Source organism: Microbacterium sp. SL62, from assembly GCF_026672635.1.
Lineage (GTDB): Bacteria > Actinomycetota > Actinomycetes > Actinomycetales > Microbacteriaceae > Microbacterium > Microbacterium testaceum_A.
Map to the genome: position 1 here is coordinate 1,686,583 of NZ_JAPPRM010000001.1, position 16,375 is coordinate 1,702,957.

15 protein-coding genes are annotated in these 16,375 nt (G+C 71.3%); 3 read left to right on the forward strand and 12 right to left on the reverse strand.

The features are described from left to right. Positions 1-130: 130 nt before the first annotated feature. Genes OVA26_RS08005 through OVA26_RS08020 form a run of 4 tightly spaced genes read right to left on the reverse strand, consistent with a single transcriptional unit; the run spans position 131 to position 3,933 of the window. Positions 131-958, reverse strand: coding sequence for a siderophore-interacting protein (locus OVA26_RS08005; RefSeq protein ID WP_268103728.1), 828 nt, complete (start codon positions 956-958; stop codon positions 131-133). Further along, positions 951-1,913: a FecCD family ABC transporter permease gene (locus tag OVA26_RS08010; RefSeq protein ID WP_268103729.1), complete on the reverse strand. Its 963-nt coding sequence runs from the start codon at positions 1,911-1,913 to the stop codon at positions 951-953. Before OVA26_RS08010 ends, OVA26_RS08005 begins: the two co-directional genes overlap by 8 nt. A 59-nt stretch (positions 1,914-1,972) precedes the next feature. After that, positions 1,973-3,013 (reverse strand): FecCD family ABC transporter permease, encoded by a 1,041-nt coding sequence (locus OVA26_RS08015; protein WP_268103730.1) that lies wholly within the window; start codon positions 3,011-3,013, stop codon positions 1,973-1,975. Further along, a complete protein-coding gene (locus OVA26_RS08020; protein ID WP_268103731.1) occupies positions 3,010-3,933 on the reverse strand; it encodes an ABC transporter substrate-binding protein in 924 nt (307 codons plus the stop codon). Before OVA26_RS08020 ends, OVA26_RS08015 begins: the two co-directional genes overlap by 4 nt. A gap of 141 nt (positions 3,934-4,074) precedes the next feature. Between OVA26_RS08020 and OVA26_RS08025 the strand changes: the two genes are divergently transcribed. The 3 genes from OVA26_RS08025 (at position 4,075) to OVA26_RS08035 (ending at position 6,629) form a co-directional block, all read left to right on the forward strand. Beyond that, positions 4,075-4,905, forward strand: coding sequence for a hypothetical protein (locus OVA26_RS08025; protein WP_268103732.1), 831 nt, complete (start codon positions 4,075-4,077; stop codon positions 4,903-4,905). Between the two features lie 231 nt (positions 4,906-5,136). Next, on the forward strand, positions 5,137-5,802 hold the full coding sequence (locus OVA26_RS08030) for a hypothetical protein (RefSeq protein WP_268103733.1): 666 nt from the start codon (positions 5,137-5,139) through the stop codon (positions 5,800-5,802). 200 nt (positions 5,803-6,002) lie between these two features. Then, the gene (locus OVA26_RS08035) at positions 6,003-6,629 is read left to right on the forward strand and encodes a hypothetical protein (protein ID WP_268103734.1); all 627 of its coding nucleotides are present in this window, start codon (positions 6,003-6,005) and stop codon (positions 6,627-6,629) included. 57 nt (positions 6,630-6,686) lie between these two features. Here the strand turns inward: OVA26_RS08035 and OVA26_RS08040 are convergent, their stop codons facing one another. The 8 genes from OVA26_RS08040 to OVA26_RS08075 all read right to left on the reverse strand — a co-directional run bounded on the left by OVA26_RS08040 (position 6,687) and on the right by OVA26_RS08075 (position 16,368). Continuing rightward, a complete protein-coding gene (locus OVA26_RS08040; RefSeq protein ID WP_268103735.1) occupies positions 6,687-7,787 on the reverse strand; it encodes an NAD(P)-dependent alcohol dehydrogenase in 1,101 nt (366 codons plus the stop codon). Then, positions 7,784-9,247, reverse strand: coding sequence for an aldehyde dehydrogenase family protein (locus OVA26_RS08045; protein WP_268103736.1), 1,464 nt, complete (start codon positions 9,245-9,247; stop codon positions 7,784-7,786). The genes OVA26_RS08040 and OVA26_RS08045 overlap by 4 nt, the downstream gene beginning before the upstream one ends. Continuing rightward, positions 9,244-9,960: an alpha/beta fold hydrolase gene (locus OVA26_RS08050; protein WP_074694295.1), complete on the reverse strand. Its 717-nt coding sequence runs from the start codon at positions 9,958-9,960 to the stop codon at positions 9,244-9,246. Before OVA26_RS08050 ends, OVA26_RS08045 begins: the two co-directional genes overlap by 4 nt. A gap of 82 nt (positions 9,961-10,042) precedes the next feature. After that, a complete protein-coding gene (locus OVA26_RS08055; RefSeq protein WP_268103738.1) occupies positions 10,043-12,277 on the reverse strand; it encodes an ATP-binding protein in 2,235 nt (744 codons plus the stop codon). A gap of 213 nt (positions 12,278-12,490) precedes the next feature. Beyond that, positions 12,491-13,189 (reverse strand): hypothetical protein, encoded by a 699-nt coding sequence (locus OVA26_RS08060; protein ID WP_268103739.1) that lies wholly within the window; start codon positions 13,187-13,189, stop codon positions 12,491-12,493. Continuing rightward, the gene (locus OVA26_RS08065; RefSeq protein ID WP_268103740.1) at positions 13,156-13,437 is read right to left on the reverse strand and encodes a hypothetical protein; all 282 of its coding nucleotides are present in this window, start codon (positions 13,435-13,437) and stop codon (positions 13,156-13,158) included. The genes OVA26_RS08060 and OVA26_RS08065 overlap by 34 nt, the downstream gene beginning before the upstream one ends. 38 nt (positions 13,438-13,475) lie before the next feature. Beyond that, positions 13,476-14,450, reverse strand: a complete 975-nt coding sequence (locus OVA26_RS08070; RefSeq protein ID WP_268103741.1) for an alpha/beta hydrolase — start codon at positions 14,448-14,450, stop codon at positions 13,476-13,478. A 145-nt stretch (positions 14,451-14,595) separates the two neighbouring features. Then, positions 14,596-16,368: a Na+/H+ antiporter gene (locus OVA26_RS08075; RefSeq protein WP_268103742.1), complete on the reverse strand. Its 1,773-nt coding sequence runs from the start codon at positions 16,366-16,368 to the stop codon at positions 14,596-14,598. Positions 16,369-16,375 lie beyond the last annotated feature (7 nt).

Consider the following 16,375-nt stretch of genomic DNA (forward strand, 5'->3'; position numbering starts at 1 on the left):
CCCCACCCGGGCCTCGCGCAGTAGACGTTCCTCCACAGCGCGCGGCAATCGTCACTTATCCACAGACGAGGGTAAGTCGGAATACGGCTGAACAGGATGAGAATCGTCTCATCCCCGCTCCGGGGCCGGCTCAGTCGACGAGCGCCCCTCCCGCGCGCCAGTACCCCAGGAACGACACGCGCTCGCGTGGCATCCCGAGCTCTCGAACGAGCACGCGGCGCGACGCGGCCACGACGCCGGACTCCCCGGCGAGCCAGGCGTAATCGGCTTCGGCGGAACCCCAGGCGCGGACGGCCGCTTCCGTCTCGCCACGCGCGACCACGCGCACGTCGACGGCATCGCCGAGTCGGGCGACGGTGACGTCGTCTGCGGCGTCGCCGATCTCGACGATCGCAATGCCACGGGCCTGGGGCGGGAGGGCGGCCGCGATGTTGCGGCCCGCGGGGATCGCGGTCTCGTCGGCGACGAGCAGGAACGTGCCGAGGGCGGGCGGTTGCCAGTGGATGCCGTATCCCGTCCACCCGTTCCGCACGTCGGGCCCGGTGATCACGACCGATTCGCCGACGCGCGCGGCGCGCGCCCACCGCGAGGCAGGTCCTTCGGGGGAGTGCAGGTAGAAGTCCACGTCTATCTCACCGGCGTCCGGACGGATCGCCGCGGGGGTGTAGGTGCGCAGGACGTTGCGCTCCGCGACCGGCAGCGCCTTCCAGCGCGTGTACCACTCGGACGGGTGCGGCGTCGGCTCGTCCAGCAGGCCGATGTCCGCGAGGCCTCCGCCCGGCAGGGGCAGCACGAGCTTGATGCGCTGATCCACGCCCCACGGGGCGAAGTGATGCAGCGCGTCGCCCGCGAACGTGAGGCGCAGGAAGTTCGGCGACAGCATCTCGCGCGCGCTGACCTCGACGGCGAAGGCGCTGTACTCCCACGGGCGAGTGAGGGGGGCGGTGATGTCAGGCACGGCGGCGGATCTCCGAGACGATCATGACGATGAGGTACGCGCCGCCCACCGAGACGGTGACGACGCCCACGGGAAGGGCGACCGGCAGGACGTGCTGGGCGATGGCATCGGATGCCAGCAGCACCAGCGCCCCGACCAGCCCCGAGAGGGTGAGCGACAACGATGGCGAGCGTGCGAGGCGCCGCGCGATCTGCGGAGCCGCGAGCGCCACGAAGGCGATGGGCCCGGCGATCGCGGTGGCCGCGGCGACGAGCACCACCCCGATCAGCAGGGCGACGCTGCGCACGAGGTGCGGGCGCACACCGGTGGCGGTCGCGAGGTCGTCGCCGAGCTCGAGCTGACGCAGCGACGGGACGAGGGCGAACGCCGCGAGAGCGACGGGCATCGCGCACAGCAGCACCCCGCCGAGCGCGTCGCCGGTCACGCCGTTGAGTGAACCGTGCCCCCACGCCGAGGCGAACATCGCGGTCTCGAGCTCGACCTGCAGCAGCATCCACGTGTTGAGTGAGGCGAGCATGGCCGAGACGCCGATGCCGACCACGATGAGCCGGAAGCCCTGGATGCCCCCGCGATACGCGAGCAGCCAGATGAGGAGGGATGCCGCGAGGCACCCGACCAACGCCCCCGCCGCCCGCGCGGGCCACGACGACGACACGAGCACGAGCGTGACGAGCATGCCCGTGAAGGCGCCGTTCGACAGCCCCAGGATGTCGGGGCTCGCGAGGGGATTGCGGGTGACCGTCTGGAACAGTGCCCCCGCGATCGCGAGGAGCGCCCCGAGGGCTACGGCGGCGAGCACGCGGGGCAGCCGCCACCCGACGACGACGGTGGTGTCGAGGGCCGTGCCGCTTCCGAGGAGCGCGCGGATCACGGCATCCGGGGCCACCGGGTAGGTGCCCCACCCGAGCGAGAGCACCGCGAGGGTCAGGATGGCGGCGACGGTGGCGGCTCCCACGACGACGCTTCGGCGACGCAGACGGACACTTGCGAGACGCGGCGGGCTCAGGACGGCGGTCACAGTGCGCGGGCCCTTCGTCGGCGCGCGAGCGCGATGAGGACGGGAGCGCCGACGAACGCGGTCACGATCCCGGCCGGCACCTCGGCCGGTGCGATGATCACGCGGCCGAGCACGTCGGCCAGCAGGACGACGATCGGTGCGGCGAGGGTGCTGAGCGGCAGGATGAGGCGCTGATCGGGCCCGACGATCCATCGCACGACGTGCGGCACCATCAGCCCGACGAACGAGAGGGGACCGACGAGGGCGGTGGCGGCCCCCGCGAGCACGGTCACCGAGGCGATGGATGCCACCCGCACGGCCCCGACGCGCGTGCCCTGTGCCTGGGCGAGATCATCGCCCAGCGCCAGCGCGTTGAGGGGACGGCCGAGGGCGCACGCCACGAGGAGTCCGACCACGACGAACGGCACCACCGGCACGATGACCTCGAGCCCGCGGCCGAGCAGCGACCCGGCGTTCCACCCGCGCATGGTGTCGAACGCGTCGGGATCGCTGAGCATCATGCCCGAGGTGACACCCGAGAGCACGGCTCCCACGGCGACTCCCGCGAGCACGAGGCGGATGGGGTCGGCGCGTCCCCGCCCCGCCGAGCCGACGGCCGCCACCGCGACGGTCACGACGAGCGCTCCCAGGAACGCGGGCCACACCAGAAGGAAAGAGTTCTGGATGCCGAAGACCCCGACCGTGAGAGCGACGGCGAACGCGGCCCCCGCGTTGACGCCCAGGATGCCCGGGTCGGCGAGCGGATTGCGCGAGAACGACTGCATGAGCGCGCCCGCCACCCCGAGCGCGGCGCCGGCGACGAGCCCGGCGATCGTGCGGGGGACGCGGAGTCCCTGCACGACGAAGTCGGTGTCGGGGGTGCCGGCTCCCGTGAGCGAGGCCCAGACCACCGGCCAGGGGAGGGGGTTCGCGCCCATCATGAGCGACAGCGCGATCGCGAGGGCGAGGACCGCCGCCAGGACGAGGGTTCCGGCGGCGGTCCTGCCGATGCGCGCGGGCCGGGCGGCGGGCGTCGCCTGCACGTGCGCGGCCGTCATCTCGCGGAGGCGAGGAAGGTCTCGATGTCGTCGAGCACCGACTGCGCGCCCTTGGGGCCGACTCCCGCGACCCACGTGCTCGTGTCGACGAGCGTCACGACGGGGAACGCCGCGGTGTTCTGCGCGATCGCGGCCGGGATCGTCGAGCGGTCGGCCACGTCGGCGGTGGTGACGAAGACGGCGTCGGCAGTGGCGCTGGCGATGTTCTCGGGCGAGATGTCGGCCTGCAGTCCGTCCTCCCACGCGTGGTCGGGGATCGTGTAGCCGACGCACTCGAGCAGGCTCCCGGCGAACGAGACCGGGCCGTAGAGGCTCAGCGTCGTCTCATCGCGCGGGCGGATCATCTCGGCGGTCTTGCCTGCGAGTTGATGCGCGGCCTTGATCTCACCGCAGCGGGTGTCGACGGCATCCACCGCCTTCTTCACCTCGTCCTCGCGGCCGAGAGCCTCACCGATGAGGGCCGCGTTGTCGCGCCAGGGATCGGCCTGCGTGGCGATGAACACGGTCGGGGCGATCGCGCTGAGCTGGTCGTAGAGGGCCGAGTGGCGGGATTCGGTTCCGAGGATCAGGTCGGGCTTGAGCGATGCGATCGCCTCGAGGTCGGGCTCGCTGACGGTGCCGACCGGCGTGACACCCTCGACGCCGAGGTAGCTCGGCATGCCCTTGACCATGTTGGCGACGGCGGCGCCGACCGGGGTGATGCCGACCGCGACCGCGGTGTCGAGCTCGAGCGGCTCGAGCGTGACCACGCGCTGGGGAGCATCGGTCACCGCGGTGGTGCCGCGTGCGTGCGTGACCTCGTGCGTCGCGGTGTCGGGGGAATCGGAGGTGGATGCCGCGCCACTGGCGCACCCGGAGAGCACGAGGGCGAGTCCGGCGAAGGCGGCGAGGGCGAGGCGGGAGGAGGGGCGCGAGGGCATGGCGAGATGTCCTTTCGAAAGGGGATGCCGTGGCTCTGGGTTAGGCAAGGATTACCTTACTAGCTGCCTCTGGCTCGCACTGTCGGGCGGTTTCTCCGCACGGGCCCGCGCACCGATCGGGAGTTTTGACAGGATCGACCCGTGGCCCTGCAGAAGATCCTCGTCCGACGTCTCTCCGGCGACACGCCCCACGTCTCGACGACGGCGGACATGCGCCGCGCGAACGCGGTTCTGACCCTCGTCGCGCTGGCGACCCTCGTGCCGATCTTCATCGTCGTCGTCGCCGACGAGCTCGGTATCCGGCTGGTGATGGGCGCGTTCGCCATCCTGCTCGTCGCGGTGCTCGGGTATGTCACCCTCGTGAAACGTCTGCCGCGCGACGGCGTCGTCTACATCGCCTCCCGTGGACCGGGCCTGCACTTCCGCCCGCCCGTCTGGCCCACCGCGTTGACCGTGGTGCTCATCGTGCTCTGCGGGCTGATGGGGATCGGGGCGGCCATCGCGGCAGGCGTCGACGGCGAGGGCTTTGTCTCTCCCCACCGTTCCCCCCTGCTGCTGATGGTCCTGTCGGTGCTGAGCCTCGGGGTGATCCTCTGGCGGCTGCGGGTCACTCCCGGGCTCCGCCTCACCGTCGACGGTGTCCAGGGCATCCGCGCGCGCGGCGAAGTCGATTGGCCGTGGGATCTGGTCGGCGAGGTCACCGTCACCGGGCCGCCCGCCACGCTGTCGCTGACGATGGTCGACGGATACGTTCCGGTCACCTCCACGATGAGGTACCTCGGTGGCGACCCCAACCAGGTCGCCGCGATCGTTCGATTCTTCCGCGATCACCCCGAGGAGCGCGGCGTGCTCGAGACAGGGGGGGGAGGCGGCGCTCACCCACGCGGCAGACCTCCTCCGCCCCGTCGGGAGCTGATTGGCCCGCAGGGCGCGGAGACCGGTCTTCCGTGTCCGTGGGTCCTGATACGGTGATCGCCACACACGAATGGGGGCGTTCGGATGGTTAAGTTCGAAGATGGCGTGAAGCGGATCGGGCGGCGCGGCCTGCCGGCGTACACGGCTTAGGGGAACCCCAGAGTGGGCCTCGTCACAACGCACCCACGTCTTGAAGATCCGGGAGTTGAGCCCGTTTCGCTCTTACGAGACGGGCGTCCTCCTGGGCGGTTCGCGCCGTTCATACTCCTGTTCGCGGTCCCTCCGGCGGTGATCGCCGCTGCCGACGCCCGGCTCGGACTGCGCCTCGTGATGGCGTCGCTCGTGATCGCGGTCTGCGCAGCTGCGGTCGTCGCTATCGTGCGTTCCCGAACGATGACGACGGGCGTGGTGCGGTTTCACGACTCATCTCACTCGTTGTGGCTGCGGCCGCCTGCATCGCCTTCCGTCGCGGTCGTGGTTCTTCTTCTCATCCTCTTTCTTCCCGCTGTGGCCCAGGGCGCCACCGACATCCTGGGGCTCGAGACAATGCCGTCCGTCTTGGTGCGGCGTGGCCCTTACCTCCTCGCCGCGCTGGCCGCAGGCGGTCTCGTCGTGATGCTGTGGCGCCTGCGGCGTGCACCGGGGATCGAGATGACCCCGTCTGGTATCCACGGCATCCGTGGCGTGGGTCGCGTGCACTGGCGATGGGACGAGGTCGGCGAGATCACCGTCGAACCGGGGCGCGTCGCCCGCCTGGGTCTGGCGCACGCCGAGGGATCTCCCGTTTTCGCCGTACCTTTTCTCATGCTCGGGTCGGACCCACAGCGCGCGGCCGCCCTCCTGCGGTTCTTCAAGGACAATCCGACCGAACGACCTCTTCTCGCCGAGGGCGGCGCGGAGGCCGTCCGCCGCGCCAACGATGTCCTGCGCGCGCGGCAGGACGCGAAGGGGTGAGCCCGACGCGGGCTCTTCATATCCAGACGAGGATTGCCACACCCATGCCGCTCACTGCCACCACGTTGAAACTTCCTGCTGACGTGCGAACGCGCGTATCTCTGAACGTGCGACAGGGAAAGGCGAGTTCTGCATTCTCGGGCGCATACATCGCTGCCGCTGTCTGCGCTTTCTTCGCGGCGGTGCTGGGGATACCGGGTGTGCAGCTCGTCATAGCCGCGATCAGCCTGATGATCGTCGTTGCCGTGACCGGGGTCGCCATGCAACTGAGATACCTCAAGGAACGTCGTCTCCTGATCGACGCCTCCTCGCCGTCGCTCTGGTTCAAAACGCGCGCTTCGCGCGGCGGCTGGATGGTGGCGGCTGCCGCGTCCACCCTCGCTCCGGCCGCGGCGATGGTCTACGGGCTCATCAACGGTCTGGCCGGAAGCGCGTCACGGTCGATCGTCGTCGGTACGAGCGTGATCGCGGTGGTCGGCCTGGTGACGCTCGGACGCATGCTCTGGTCGGCTCGGCTGCCCGCGGGGCTCGAACTGACGGAACTGGGCATCCACGGCATCCGCGGTGCGGGAGACGCGCACCTGATGTGGGAGGACATCGCAGACATCGCTGTCGTCGCCGCGCCTTCCGCGAAGCTGTCGATCACGGACGCGAACGGCTCGCCTCCGATCCTCGCCTCGATTCTGTACCTCGGAGCGGACCCGAACGATGCCGCCGTGGTGCTGCGCTTCTTCCGAGACCACCCCGAGGAGCGGAATCTTCTGACGCAGGGAGGCGAGGCGGCGCTTCGACGCGTGGAAGAGGCGCTGAACGAGCCTGTCGCGTGACCGACCCCGGGGAGTTCTCAGCCCGTTCTGCGAGGTCGCCCGCGGTGTGACCCGCGCTCAGGACACGATCACCGGCTTCACCGTCGTGCCGGCGTGCATGTCGGCGACCGCGCTTTCGATGTCGTCCAACGCGTAACGCTTCTCGAGCTTCTCGAGCGGCAGGCGCCCTTGAGCGTGCAGAGCGACGAGCTGCGGAAGGAGGTCGTGCGGGTCGGCGTCGCCCATCGTGACGCCGCGGAGGATCTTGCCGGTCAAGATGCCCTGGATGTCGACCCCGATCTCGGTTCCGGGCGGTGGCGCCCCGCACACGAGGACTGTGCCGCGCACGGCCGCGGCATCGAGCGCCGTCCGGGCGACGCCCGGGTGTCCGGTCGTGTCGAAACCCAGCGACACGCCGCGGCCCCCGGTCAGCTCGGCGAGGCGCGCACGCACGTCTTCGCTCGAGGCGTCGACGACGGCCGTCGCTCCGAGTTCGAGCGCCAGATCGAGACGACTCGCGACGCGGTCCACGGCGATCAGCTGGACCGGTTCACGCAGCGAGGCCGCGATCACGGCCGACAGTCCCACCGCCCCGGCGCCGTAGACCGCGACGATGTCGGTCGGCCCCGGATCGAGCACGTTCCACATCGAACCGAAGCCTGTCAGCACTCCGCACCCGAGAGGAGCGAGCACGGTGAGATCGGCGTCGCCGGCCACGCGCACGACGGAGCGCTCGTCGGCGATCGCGTGCGTGCCGAACGACGACTGCCCGAAGAAGTGCCCGGCCACCGGCTCCCCGTCGCGGCTGATCCCGCCCGAGCCGTCGGCCCTCAGCCCACCCAGCAGATTTCGGGGCAACCAGGTCTCGCAGTATGCGGGATGCACGGATGCACAGGCCGCGCACGCGCCGCACGAGGTGAAGCTCAGGAGCACGGCATCCCCGGGGCTGATCCCGCGGACGTTCGCGCCGACCTTTTCGACTCGCCCGGCACCCTCGTGACCGATGATCCCCGGAGTGGGGAACGGGACGCCGCCGGCCAGCACCCCGAGATCGGTGTGGCACAGACCGGTCGCGGTCAGTCGCACGAGCACCTCGCCCGGGCCCGGATCGGCGTACTCGACGTCGGAGACGGCGATCCGGCCGTCGGCTTCAACGACAGCCGCGCGCCCCGCGGTCATGCGGTACCGCCCAGGTCGAAGACGATCGAGTGGGCCTTCTGGTAGGACTGCAGCGCCTCGGGCCCGCCCTCTCGTCCCCAGCCCGATGCCTTGACCCCGCCGAACGGCACCGAGGGATCGAGCACCGCCCACCCGTTGATCCACGTGATGCCCGCCCGCAGTCGCGCGGCCACGCGGTGCGCCCGCGCGAGATCGGCGGTCTGGATGCCGCTGGCCAGGCCGAAGGGCGTGCCGTTGGCCAGGGCGACGGCCTCGTCTTCGGTGTCGAACGGCTGCACGGTGAGCACGGGCCCGAAGACCTCGTCGACGACGACCTCGGCGTCGGGGGCCACGTCGGCGATCACGGTGGGAGCGTAGAAGAAGCCCCCGTCGTGCTCGACCGCGTGGCCTCCGGTCACGACCCGGGCCCCGGCGGCCCGTGCCCGCTCGACCAGCGCCGAGACCTTGTCGAGCTGCGTCCGGCTCGCGAGCGGGCCGATCACCGTCGCGGGATCCGCGATGTCGCCGAACGGCACCTGGGGAACAGCGTCTTTGAGGATGCCGAGCACCACCCCGTACAGCGAGCGCTCGACGAGCAGTCGCGGACCGGCCATGCAGAACTGGCCCGCGTTGAAGACGAACGCGGAGATGATTGTGTGGACGGCGCGATCCAGGTCGGCATCCGCGAAGAGGATGTTGGCCGCGTTGCCACCGAGCTCCGCGGTGAAGGGGGTGAGGCTGCGGCCGGCGAGTCCCGCCGCGTGGGCTCCGACCTCGGTCGACCCGGTGAAGGCGACCTTGTCGACGTCGGGGTGTCCCACGAGATGATCGCCGAGGGTCGACCCCGGGCCCGTGACGACGTTGAAGACGCCCTCGGGCACTCCGGCGTCGCGCAGGATCTCGGCCATCAGCAGAGCGCTCAGCGGGGTGTCGCTCGCGGGCTTGTGCACCACGGTGTTGCCCGCCGCGAGGGCCGGGGCGATCTTCGTGCTCGACAGGATGAGGGGGAAGTTGAACGGCGTGATCGCCGCGACCACCCCTAGCGGCTCGGGGCGGATGTACGCGTGGGCCGCGGCCGTGATCTCGCGGACCTCGCCGTCGAGGCGGTGGCCGAGGGCGGCGTAGTACTCGTAGAGCTCAGCGGCGTTGTTCACATCCACCACCCGCGCGAAGGTGATGGGCTTGCCGACGTCGAGGCTCTCGAGCTGCGCGAGTTCTTCGGCGCGCTCGCGCATCAGCGCGTAGGCGCGTTGCAGCACGCGGGCACGCTCGCGGCTCGACAAACGCGGCCACGGGCCCTCATCGAACGCCCGGCGGGCCGCGGCCACCGCGGCGTCGACGTCGGCGACACCCGCGCGAGCCACGTCGGCGATCTTCTCGCCGGTGGACGGGGCGATGACGTCCATACGGCCGCCGTCCGCGGCATCCGTCCACTCCCCGCCGATGAACAGTCGACCGACGGTCAGCGTCGTGACGCTCACTTCGCCACCTCCGTCGGGGCGAGGGCGTCGGCGAGGACCCCGGCGAACCACGCCGGGTCGTCCTCGAACGGGGTGTGCCCGGTGTCGACGCGCACCACGTCGGCACCGGAACGCGAGACGAGGTGCTCCTGGAACGCGGGAGGCACCAGCTCGTCGCGCTGAGTGAGCACATAGGTCGTCGGCTTCGCCTTCCACGCGACGCGGGTCACGGGCGAGGTGAACGCGCCGAGCGACTGCGGGTGGAACGTGTCGGCGATCTCTTCCGCGAGCTCAGGGGGCACCCCGGCCGGCAGGTCGGCGGTGATCATCGCGATGCGCTCCTCGCGGGAGCGCCCCATCGAGACCTTGCCGTCGGCGATCCCCCAGAACTCCGGGATGCCGCCGCCCACCGCCTGCTGGAGCGTCTCGCCCTCGTCGAGAGCGAACGCGGCGATGTACACGAGACGCTCGACCGCCGGGTGGTCACCGGCCTGGGTCGCTGGGATCCCGCCGTAGGAGTGGGCGATCAACGTCACGGGGCCGTCTGCGGCGTCGAGCTTCTCGGTGATCGCCGCGGCATCGGCGTACATGTCGACCGTGCTGCCGATCGTCGGCAGGGCCACGGTGTCGACAGAGAAGCCCCGCGCGCGCAGCTCGGCGCCCAGCCGGTCGAACACCCACGGGCCGGCCCAGGCGCCGTGGACGAGAAGCAGACGGGGAGGGGAAGGGGTCATGCGGACTCTCCTCGGACGGGGGCGACCTCGGTGTCGCCGCGATCAGTGTCGAACGCCGGACGGAGCAGCGGTATCCGTAGGACTACCGAACGCTCGCGAGCGTCGACTGGAACCAGGCCGCGATCTGCGCGCGCGAGGTGAACCCGAGCTTGGCGAGGATCCGCTGCACGTGCGTGTCGATCGTGCGCACCGACAGCACGAGGCGCTCGGCGATCTCGCGGTTGCTGAGCCCCTCGTGGATGCCGGCGGCCACCTCGCTCTCTCGAGCGCTGAGCCCCGCCGCGGGGCGCCCGGGTGCGCCCGCGAACATCGCCGCCTCGGTCGGTGTGAGGCGTTCACCCACGGCCGACAGGCGCCGGAACGCCTCGTCGCCGAGCCGCTGACGGACGGTCGCCACGCAGCGATCGTGCTCGGCGAGCATGTGCGGACCGTGCACGTCGATCCCGGAGTCGATCCGGCGCCACCAGCTTCGTGCGGCTCCCAGCAGCACGGCCGTGCGCTCGCTCGGTGCGCGCGCGGCGTCGATCCAGCTCAACAGTTCGAGCACGAGGCAGTCGCCCACGGGATCGTCGATGCCCTGCTCCATCTCGAGCGCCGCACGGGCGTGCGCCTCGGCGTCGTCGAGATCCCCGGCGGCGTAGAGCGCCAGGGCGATCGCCCACCCCGACAGAGATCTCAGCCATCTCTCGCCGATGGCCTCGGCGTGCCGCAGTCCCTCGCGCGCCGGGGTCTCGGCATCCGGTCTCTGCAGCTGCAGAAGGGCCACCGTGAGTTGGAACTGCGCGAGGAGCGCCTCTTCGGGATGCCCCAGATCGTGCGCGAGTCGGATCGAGTGCGTGAATCCGGCGACCGCCCGCTCGCCTTCGCCGGCGAACAGCGCGCGGCTTCCGCTGCACCGCCGCCACTCCACCTCGTGCAGACCCCTCTCGGCGGCCGGGAGCTCGTCGCGCAACGCCCAGGCGTCGTCGAGCGACGCCTGCGTTTCGGCCAGGGCGCCCTGCAACACGCTCAACCACGCGGCCACGAGCAGCGCCGGCGCCCGAGCGGCGGGGGAGGCGTCGGGCAGGGCCAGCACGCGCCGGGCCCACCGTCGTCCCTCGGGGAGGAAACCGCCGACGCCCCAGTGGTAACGGAGGTCGGTGAAGAGCCCGAGCGCCGTATCGGCGTCGAGGGTCACGGCCGTGCGTAGAGCGGCATCCATCTCCGCCCGGTCGGCGCGCTGCCCCGCGAGGATCAGCCGCTGCGCCGGGCCGTACCAGTGCGTGCGCGCCAGCCGCGCGAGGCCGCGGTAGTGGTCGAGGTGTCGACGGACGTGGAGCACCTGCTCACCCGATTCTTCGGCTCGATCGCGCCCGTACCCGCGAATCGTCTCGAGCAGCCGGTAGCGGCCCGATTCGCGGTCCACTTCGACGAGGGACTGGTCGATGAGCGCGTCGAGGGTGTCCACGGTCGTCGCCTCGTCTCCGCCCGCGACCGCGACCGCGGCCGGCAGGTCGAAGGAACCCGAGAAGACGCTCAGGGCGGCCCACAGCGCTCGCTCGGCGGGTGTGCACAGCTCGTGGCTCCAGTCGACCATCGCGCGCAGCGTCCGTTGGCGCGACACAGGGGCGCGGCCGCCGGTGCGCAGCAGCGTGAAGCGCTGCGAGAGCCGCCGGGCCAACTCGGCGATCGAGAGGGTGCGCAGACGCCCCGCGGCCAGTTCGATCGCGAGCGGAAGACCGTCGAGCGCGCGGCACAGGTGCGCGGCCACGGCCCGGTCCTCGCTCGAGGGCGAGAATCCGGCGTCCGCGGCACGCGCGCGAGCAAGGAGCAGGGCGACCGCCTCGGCGGGTTCGCCGTCCGTGTCGTCGGTGGCCAAGGGCGGCACGGGGAACACCTGCTCGCCGTCGACATCGAGGCGCCGCCGACTGGTCGCCACGATCGTCACCTGCGGAAGGGCGTCGAGCAGCTCATCCACGAGCGAGGCGACGGCGTCGATGAGGTGCTCGCAGTTGTCGAGCAGCAGAAGAGTGCGATCGTCGGCGAGCACATCGACGATGAACTCCACCGGCTCGCGCGTCGACAGCTCTCCGTAGGGCAGCGCCTGAGCGATCGCGTCGGCCACGCGCCGCGGGTCGCTCACCCGGTCGAGGGCGACGAACACCACGCTCATCGACATTCGAGAGGCGTGCGTGTTGACGGCGCGCGCCGCCAGTCGCGTCTTGCCGACCCCGCCGACTCCGGTCAGGGTCACGAGGCGATTGCGCGAGAGCGCGCCGGAGAGATCGTCGAGCTCGCGGCGGCGGCCCACGAACTCGCTGCGGGGCTCTTTGATCACGGGGGAGCGTCCTTGCGTCCGGGAACCCTCATTATCCGTCGCCGATCGATTCAGCGGAATGCTTCCGCTGGCGATTGCGGGGTTTCGCGCAGAGCCGGGACGCGCGGCGCCCCGAACGACAGCCGCGGACCCCGCGTGCCCGGTCCGCCTTGCGCACTGCGATCGAGAGTCGTCGCCGTCGGCCCGCCCGTCTCGCGCGGATCCGGCGAAGCCTCAGCTCAGCCGCTGCAGCATCCGCGCGGCGAGGAACCGGGCACGCCCACGGGGGCTCAGCGGGTCGTACCCGAGCTGACGCGTCCACGTCTCTTGGCGCGACTGCAGGCTGCTGTGGTGCATCGACAGACGTGTCGCCGCCGCTCGGATGCTCTCGCTGTGGATGACCACGTCGAGGGCTTCGACAGCACGGGCGTCGAGAGCGTCGAGAGCCTCGACATCGGGATGCCGCGGGGCCGACGCCTCGAACAATCGCGCCAGCAGGATCAGCACGCCGAGGTCGGCGGCATCCATCACCCGGTGTCGGTCGTCGGCGAGGCGCAGCGCGAGACGGGCGTCGGCGCAGGCGCGGGGGAGATCGTCGAGGTCGCTCGCGACGCTCGTTCCGACGGGTCCGTCCGCGGGCACGACGTCGCCGAGGCCGATCCACACCGCTCCCTCGTTCGTCGCCAGGACGGTGGATGCCGTGAGTGCGTGGGGGGAGGTGGGCGGGGCCGCCACCACGCGCACCGCTCCGCTCAGGCGCAGGCGATGGGCGGCGGCCTCGCGATCCACCCGTGAGGTCGTCGCGTCGATCACGCGTTCGACCGCGCTCATCGTCGGGTCGGCGCGCGCGACGATGATCGAGAGGGCGACCTGCGCGCGGTCGACGATCATGGCGTCGTTCAGGCCTGCGCCGTCGGGGCGTTCGAGCCACACGCGCGGCGCGTCGGCGGCGTCCGCTCCTCGGGCTCCCGAGGTGCCGTGCGCGCACCGTCGGCGTCGACGCCGATGAGCCGCCCGCGCACCCGCGCGCCGGCGGGAACCCCGCTCAGGATCGCCGCGGCTCGCACGACCGACTCGACTCCCGCGCCCCCGGCCACGAGCGAGTCGAAGTATCCGATGATCTTCACCGACTCGCTCGCGGCGGGGTCGAGCACCTTCAGTCGTCCCGCGAGCTCTTGCATGGGTCACTCCCTCGTCGCGCCCAGCCTAGAACCGCCCGTCACCCGAGGATTCGTCGGATCCACCGGTCGCGCGCCTCGACGGCGTCGTGCGAGAGGGCGGCCTGCGGGGCGAATCCCTCGAAGGCGTGGAACGCTCCGGGCCAGACGTGCAGCTCGGCCTGTCCACCGGCCGCCCAGATGGCCGAGGCGTACGCGACGTCCTCGTCGCGGAACACCTCCGCGCTCCCGCAGTCGATGAACGCCGGGGGCAGGTTCGACAGGTCGGTGGCCCGCGCGGGCGCGGCGTAGATCGAGACGTCGTCGGTGCCGCGGCGTTCACCGAGGAGCGCGTTCCAGCCCAGCAGGTTGCTGCCGCGGTCCCACACGCCGACGCCGTCGATCTGGTGCGTCGACACGGTCGCATCGCGGTCGTCGAGCATCGGGTACATCAGCATCTGCCCGAGGAGGCGGGGTCCCCGCCGGTCGCGGGCGAGCAGGGCGACACCCGCGGCGAGACCGCCGCCGGCGCTGCCGCCGGCGATGAGGAGACGCTCGTGCTCGATCCCGAGCTGTTCGGCGTTCTCGGCCGTCCACACGAGCCCCGCGTAGCAGTCCTCGACGGGGTACGGGTCGGGGAACTCGGGAGCGAGGCGGTACTCGACGGTGACGACCACGGCGTTGTACCGGTGGATCCACTCCGCGAACGCTTCGACGGCCGTGAACCTGTCGCCCATGATCATTCCGCCGCCGTGGGTGTGGAAGATGCCGGGTCCGGTGCCGGTGCGCCCCTTCGCCTCGATGACCGAGACGACGATTTCGGCGCCCTCGTAGCCCGCGATCGTGACGTCGCGGGACTGCAGCTGCGCGGACTCGAGGATCTCGGCGGGTGTGGGCAGGCCGGGCAACGTTCCGCCGCGCAGCGCGGGGAGCATCTCGGCGGTCAGGGTGGGCGGAACCATCTGGCCGATCACCTCGAGCATGGGGCCGAGCTCGGGGTCGAAGGGCGGGCGGTGCAGGATCCCGGAAACGGTCACGGTGACTCCTTCGTCGGGGACGCCGCGTCGCGTCCGCTTCGATCATGCGGCGCGGCTCCCGGTTCGCGTCCCCGCCGGGCGGCGGGAGAAAGCCGGGAGGAGGCCGCCGGGTGGCGGGAGTGGGGCTCGGACCGCCCCGCCGCGGCTAGTCGCTCGCCTTCTCGATACCGCGCGCGCGGATTTCTTCGAGGTCGAGGCCCGCGAGGATCTTCCGCGCGATGAGGTCGTCGATCGTGCCCTCGCGGCGCAGGCGGAGCAAGACCTCGCGTTTGCGTTCGAGGACGGCGAGACGCAGTCGCTGCGCCTCTTTGTGTCGCAGCAGCGGCGAACGCTGCGTGACGTCGATGTCGTCACTGACCGCGATCATCTGGAGGGGGCCGGTGAAGGCGGTGCCGTCGTCGTCCGTGCCCTGTGGCGCGCGTTCGGTGCGGCGCTGATCGAGGTCGGGTCCGTCCGGAGGGACGGGACCGGTCGACGAGGCGTCGTCGAACGAGGCGTCGAGCTCGGCGAGGTCGCGCTCCTCGATCGCGCGCTGCCGTGCCACCGCCCGGGCGTTGGCGAGTTCGAGCCGTTCGTAGCCCTCGCGGCGCGCGCGGTCGCGCACCCGGTCGCTGATGCCGTGCTCGGCCGCGAGATCGTCGAGGGCGGCGAGGGCGGCACCCGAGATCGCGCGCTCGGCCAACTCGTACTCTTCGATCGCGGCGTCGTCGGTGGGGAGCTTCGCCCAGGTGATGACCGCCGGCAGCAGCGGCCCCTGCACGAGTAGCGTCAGGACGATGACACCCGCCGTGACGAAGACGATGGCGTCGCGTCCGGCTACCGGGTCGCCGGCGGCCGTGGTGACCGGCACCGACAGGGCGATGGCGAGCGACACGGCTCCGCGGAACCCGGCGACGGTGCTGACGATGCGCGATCGATGCCGCAGCGACCGCGACGATCCGGCGGCGGGCCGCGAGAACGGCGAGAACATCCACTGGAACAGGTACCGCACGACGAAAAGGGCGATCCACGCGGCCACGGTGACGAGCAGCAGGATGCCGATCTCCGACCCGGAGATCTCGTGCAGTACGAGCTGCACCTCGAGCCCGATCAGTACGAAGAGGGCGCCGTTGAGGAGATAGACGCCGAAGGGCCACGTGGCATCCGCCGCCCTTCTCGACATCGCCGTCGTGATGCGCGGCGACACCCACGCCATGATGAGGCCCGCGAAGACGACGGCGAGCACGCCCGAGGCGTCGATGAGCTCGGCGATCAGGAACGACACGAACGGCACCAGCACCATCGTGAGGTTGATCGTCAGGGTCGACTGCATGCGCCGCAGGGCGAAGAACGCGGCGGCCGCCACGGCGATGCCCGCGGCGGCTCCACCGAGGTACGACAGCAGCACCATGCCGGTGATCTGCAGCGGCGTGATCTGGTCGCCGAGCAGCAGAGCCACGGCGATCGCGTAGAGGACGAGAGCGGTGCCGTCGTTCGTCAGGCTCTCGGCCTTCAGCTTCATGAAGGTCTTGGCGGGCAGCAGGCGGCCGAGCGCGGCGACCGCGGTGGCATCGGGCGGGGCGACCGCGGCGCCGAGCACGAGGGCGGCCTCCCACGGCACGCCCATCAACGTCGCGACCCCGGCGACGGCGAAGGCGGATGCCACGACGAGTAGCGTGCTCATCGGGATGATGTAGCGCAGCGAGCGCCGCACCGACCGCAGCGACGTGGTCCACGCCTCGCGGAAAAGCATGACGGGGAGGAACAGCAGAAGCACCGTCTCGGGCGGCAGCTCGATCTGACGCAGCTCGGGGATGAAGCCCAGCGCGAGGCCGATGACGAGAAGTACGAGCGGCGTCGCGACGCGCAGTCGGGGAGCCAGGACGGTGCCCACGAGCATCGCCAATCCGAGCAGAACCGTGATTTCGAGTCCTTGCATGCCTGCC

What these genes read in the sequence shown, in the direction of transcription:
- OVA26_RS08015 (WP_268103730.1), bottom strand. Translation starts at nt 3,013, where the DNA reads ATGACGGCCGCGCACGTGCAGGCGACGCCCGCCGCCCGGCCCGCGCGC.
- OVA26_RS08020 (WP_268103731.1), bottom strand. Translation starts at nt 3,933, where the DNA reads ATGCCCTCGCGCCCCTCCTCCCGCCTCGCCCTCGCCGCCTTCGCCGGA.
- OVA26_RS08040 (WP_268103735.1), bottom strand. Translation starts at nt 7,787, where the DNA reads ATGACCGCGGGGCGCGCGGCTGTCGTTGAAGCCGACGGCCGGATCGCC.
- OVA26_RS08050 (WP_074694295.1), bottom strand. Translation starts at nt 9,960, where the DNA reads ATGACCCCTTCCCCTCCCCGTCTGCTTCTCGTCCACGGCGCCTGGGCC.
- OVA26_RS08065 (WP_268103740.1), bottom strand. Translation starts at nt 13,437, where the DNA reads ATGCAAGAGCTCGCGGGACGACTGAAGGTGCTCGACCCCGCCGCGAGC.
- OVA26_RS08075 (WP_268103742.1), bottom strand. Translation starts at nt 16,368, where the DNA reads ATGCAAGGACTCGAAATCACGGTTCTGCTCGGATTGGCGATGCTCGTG.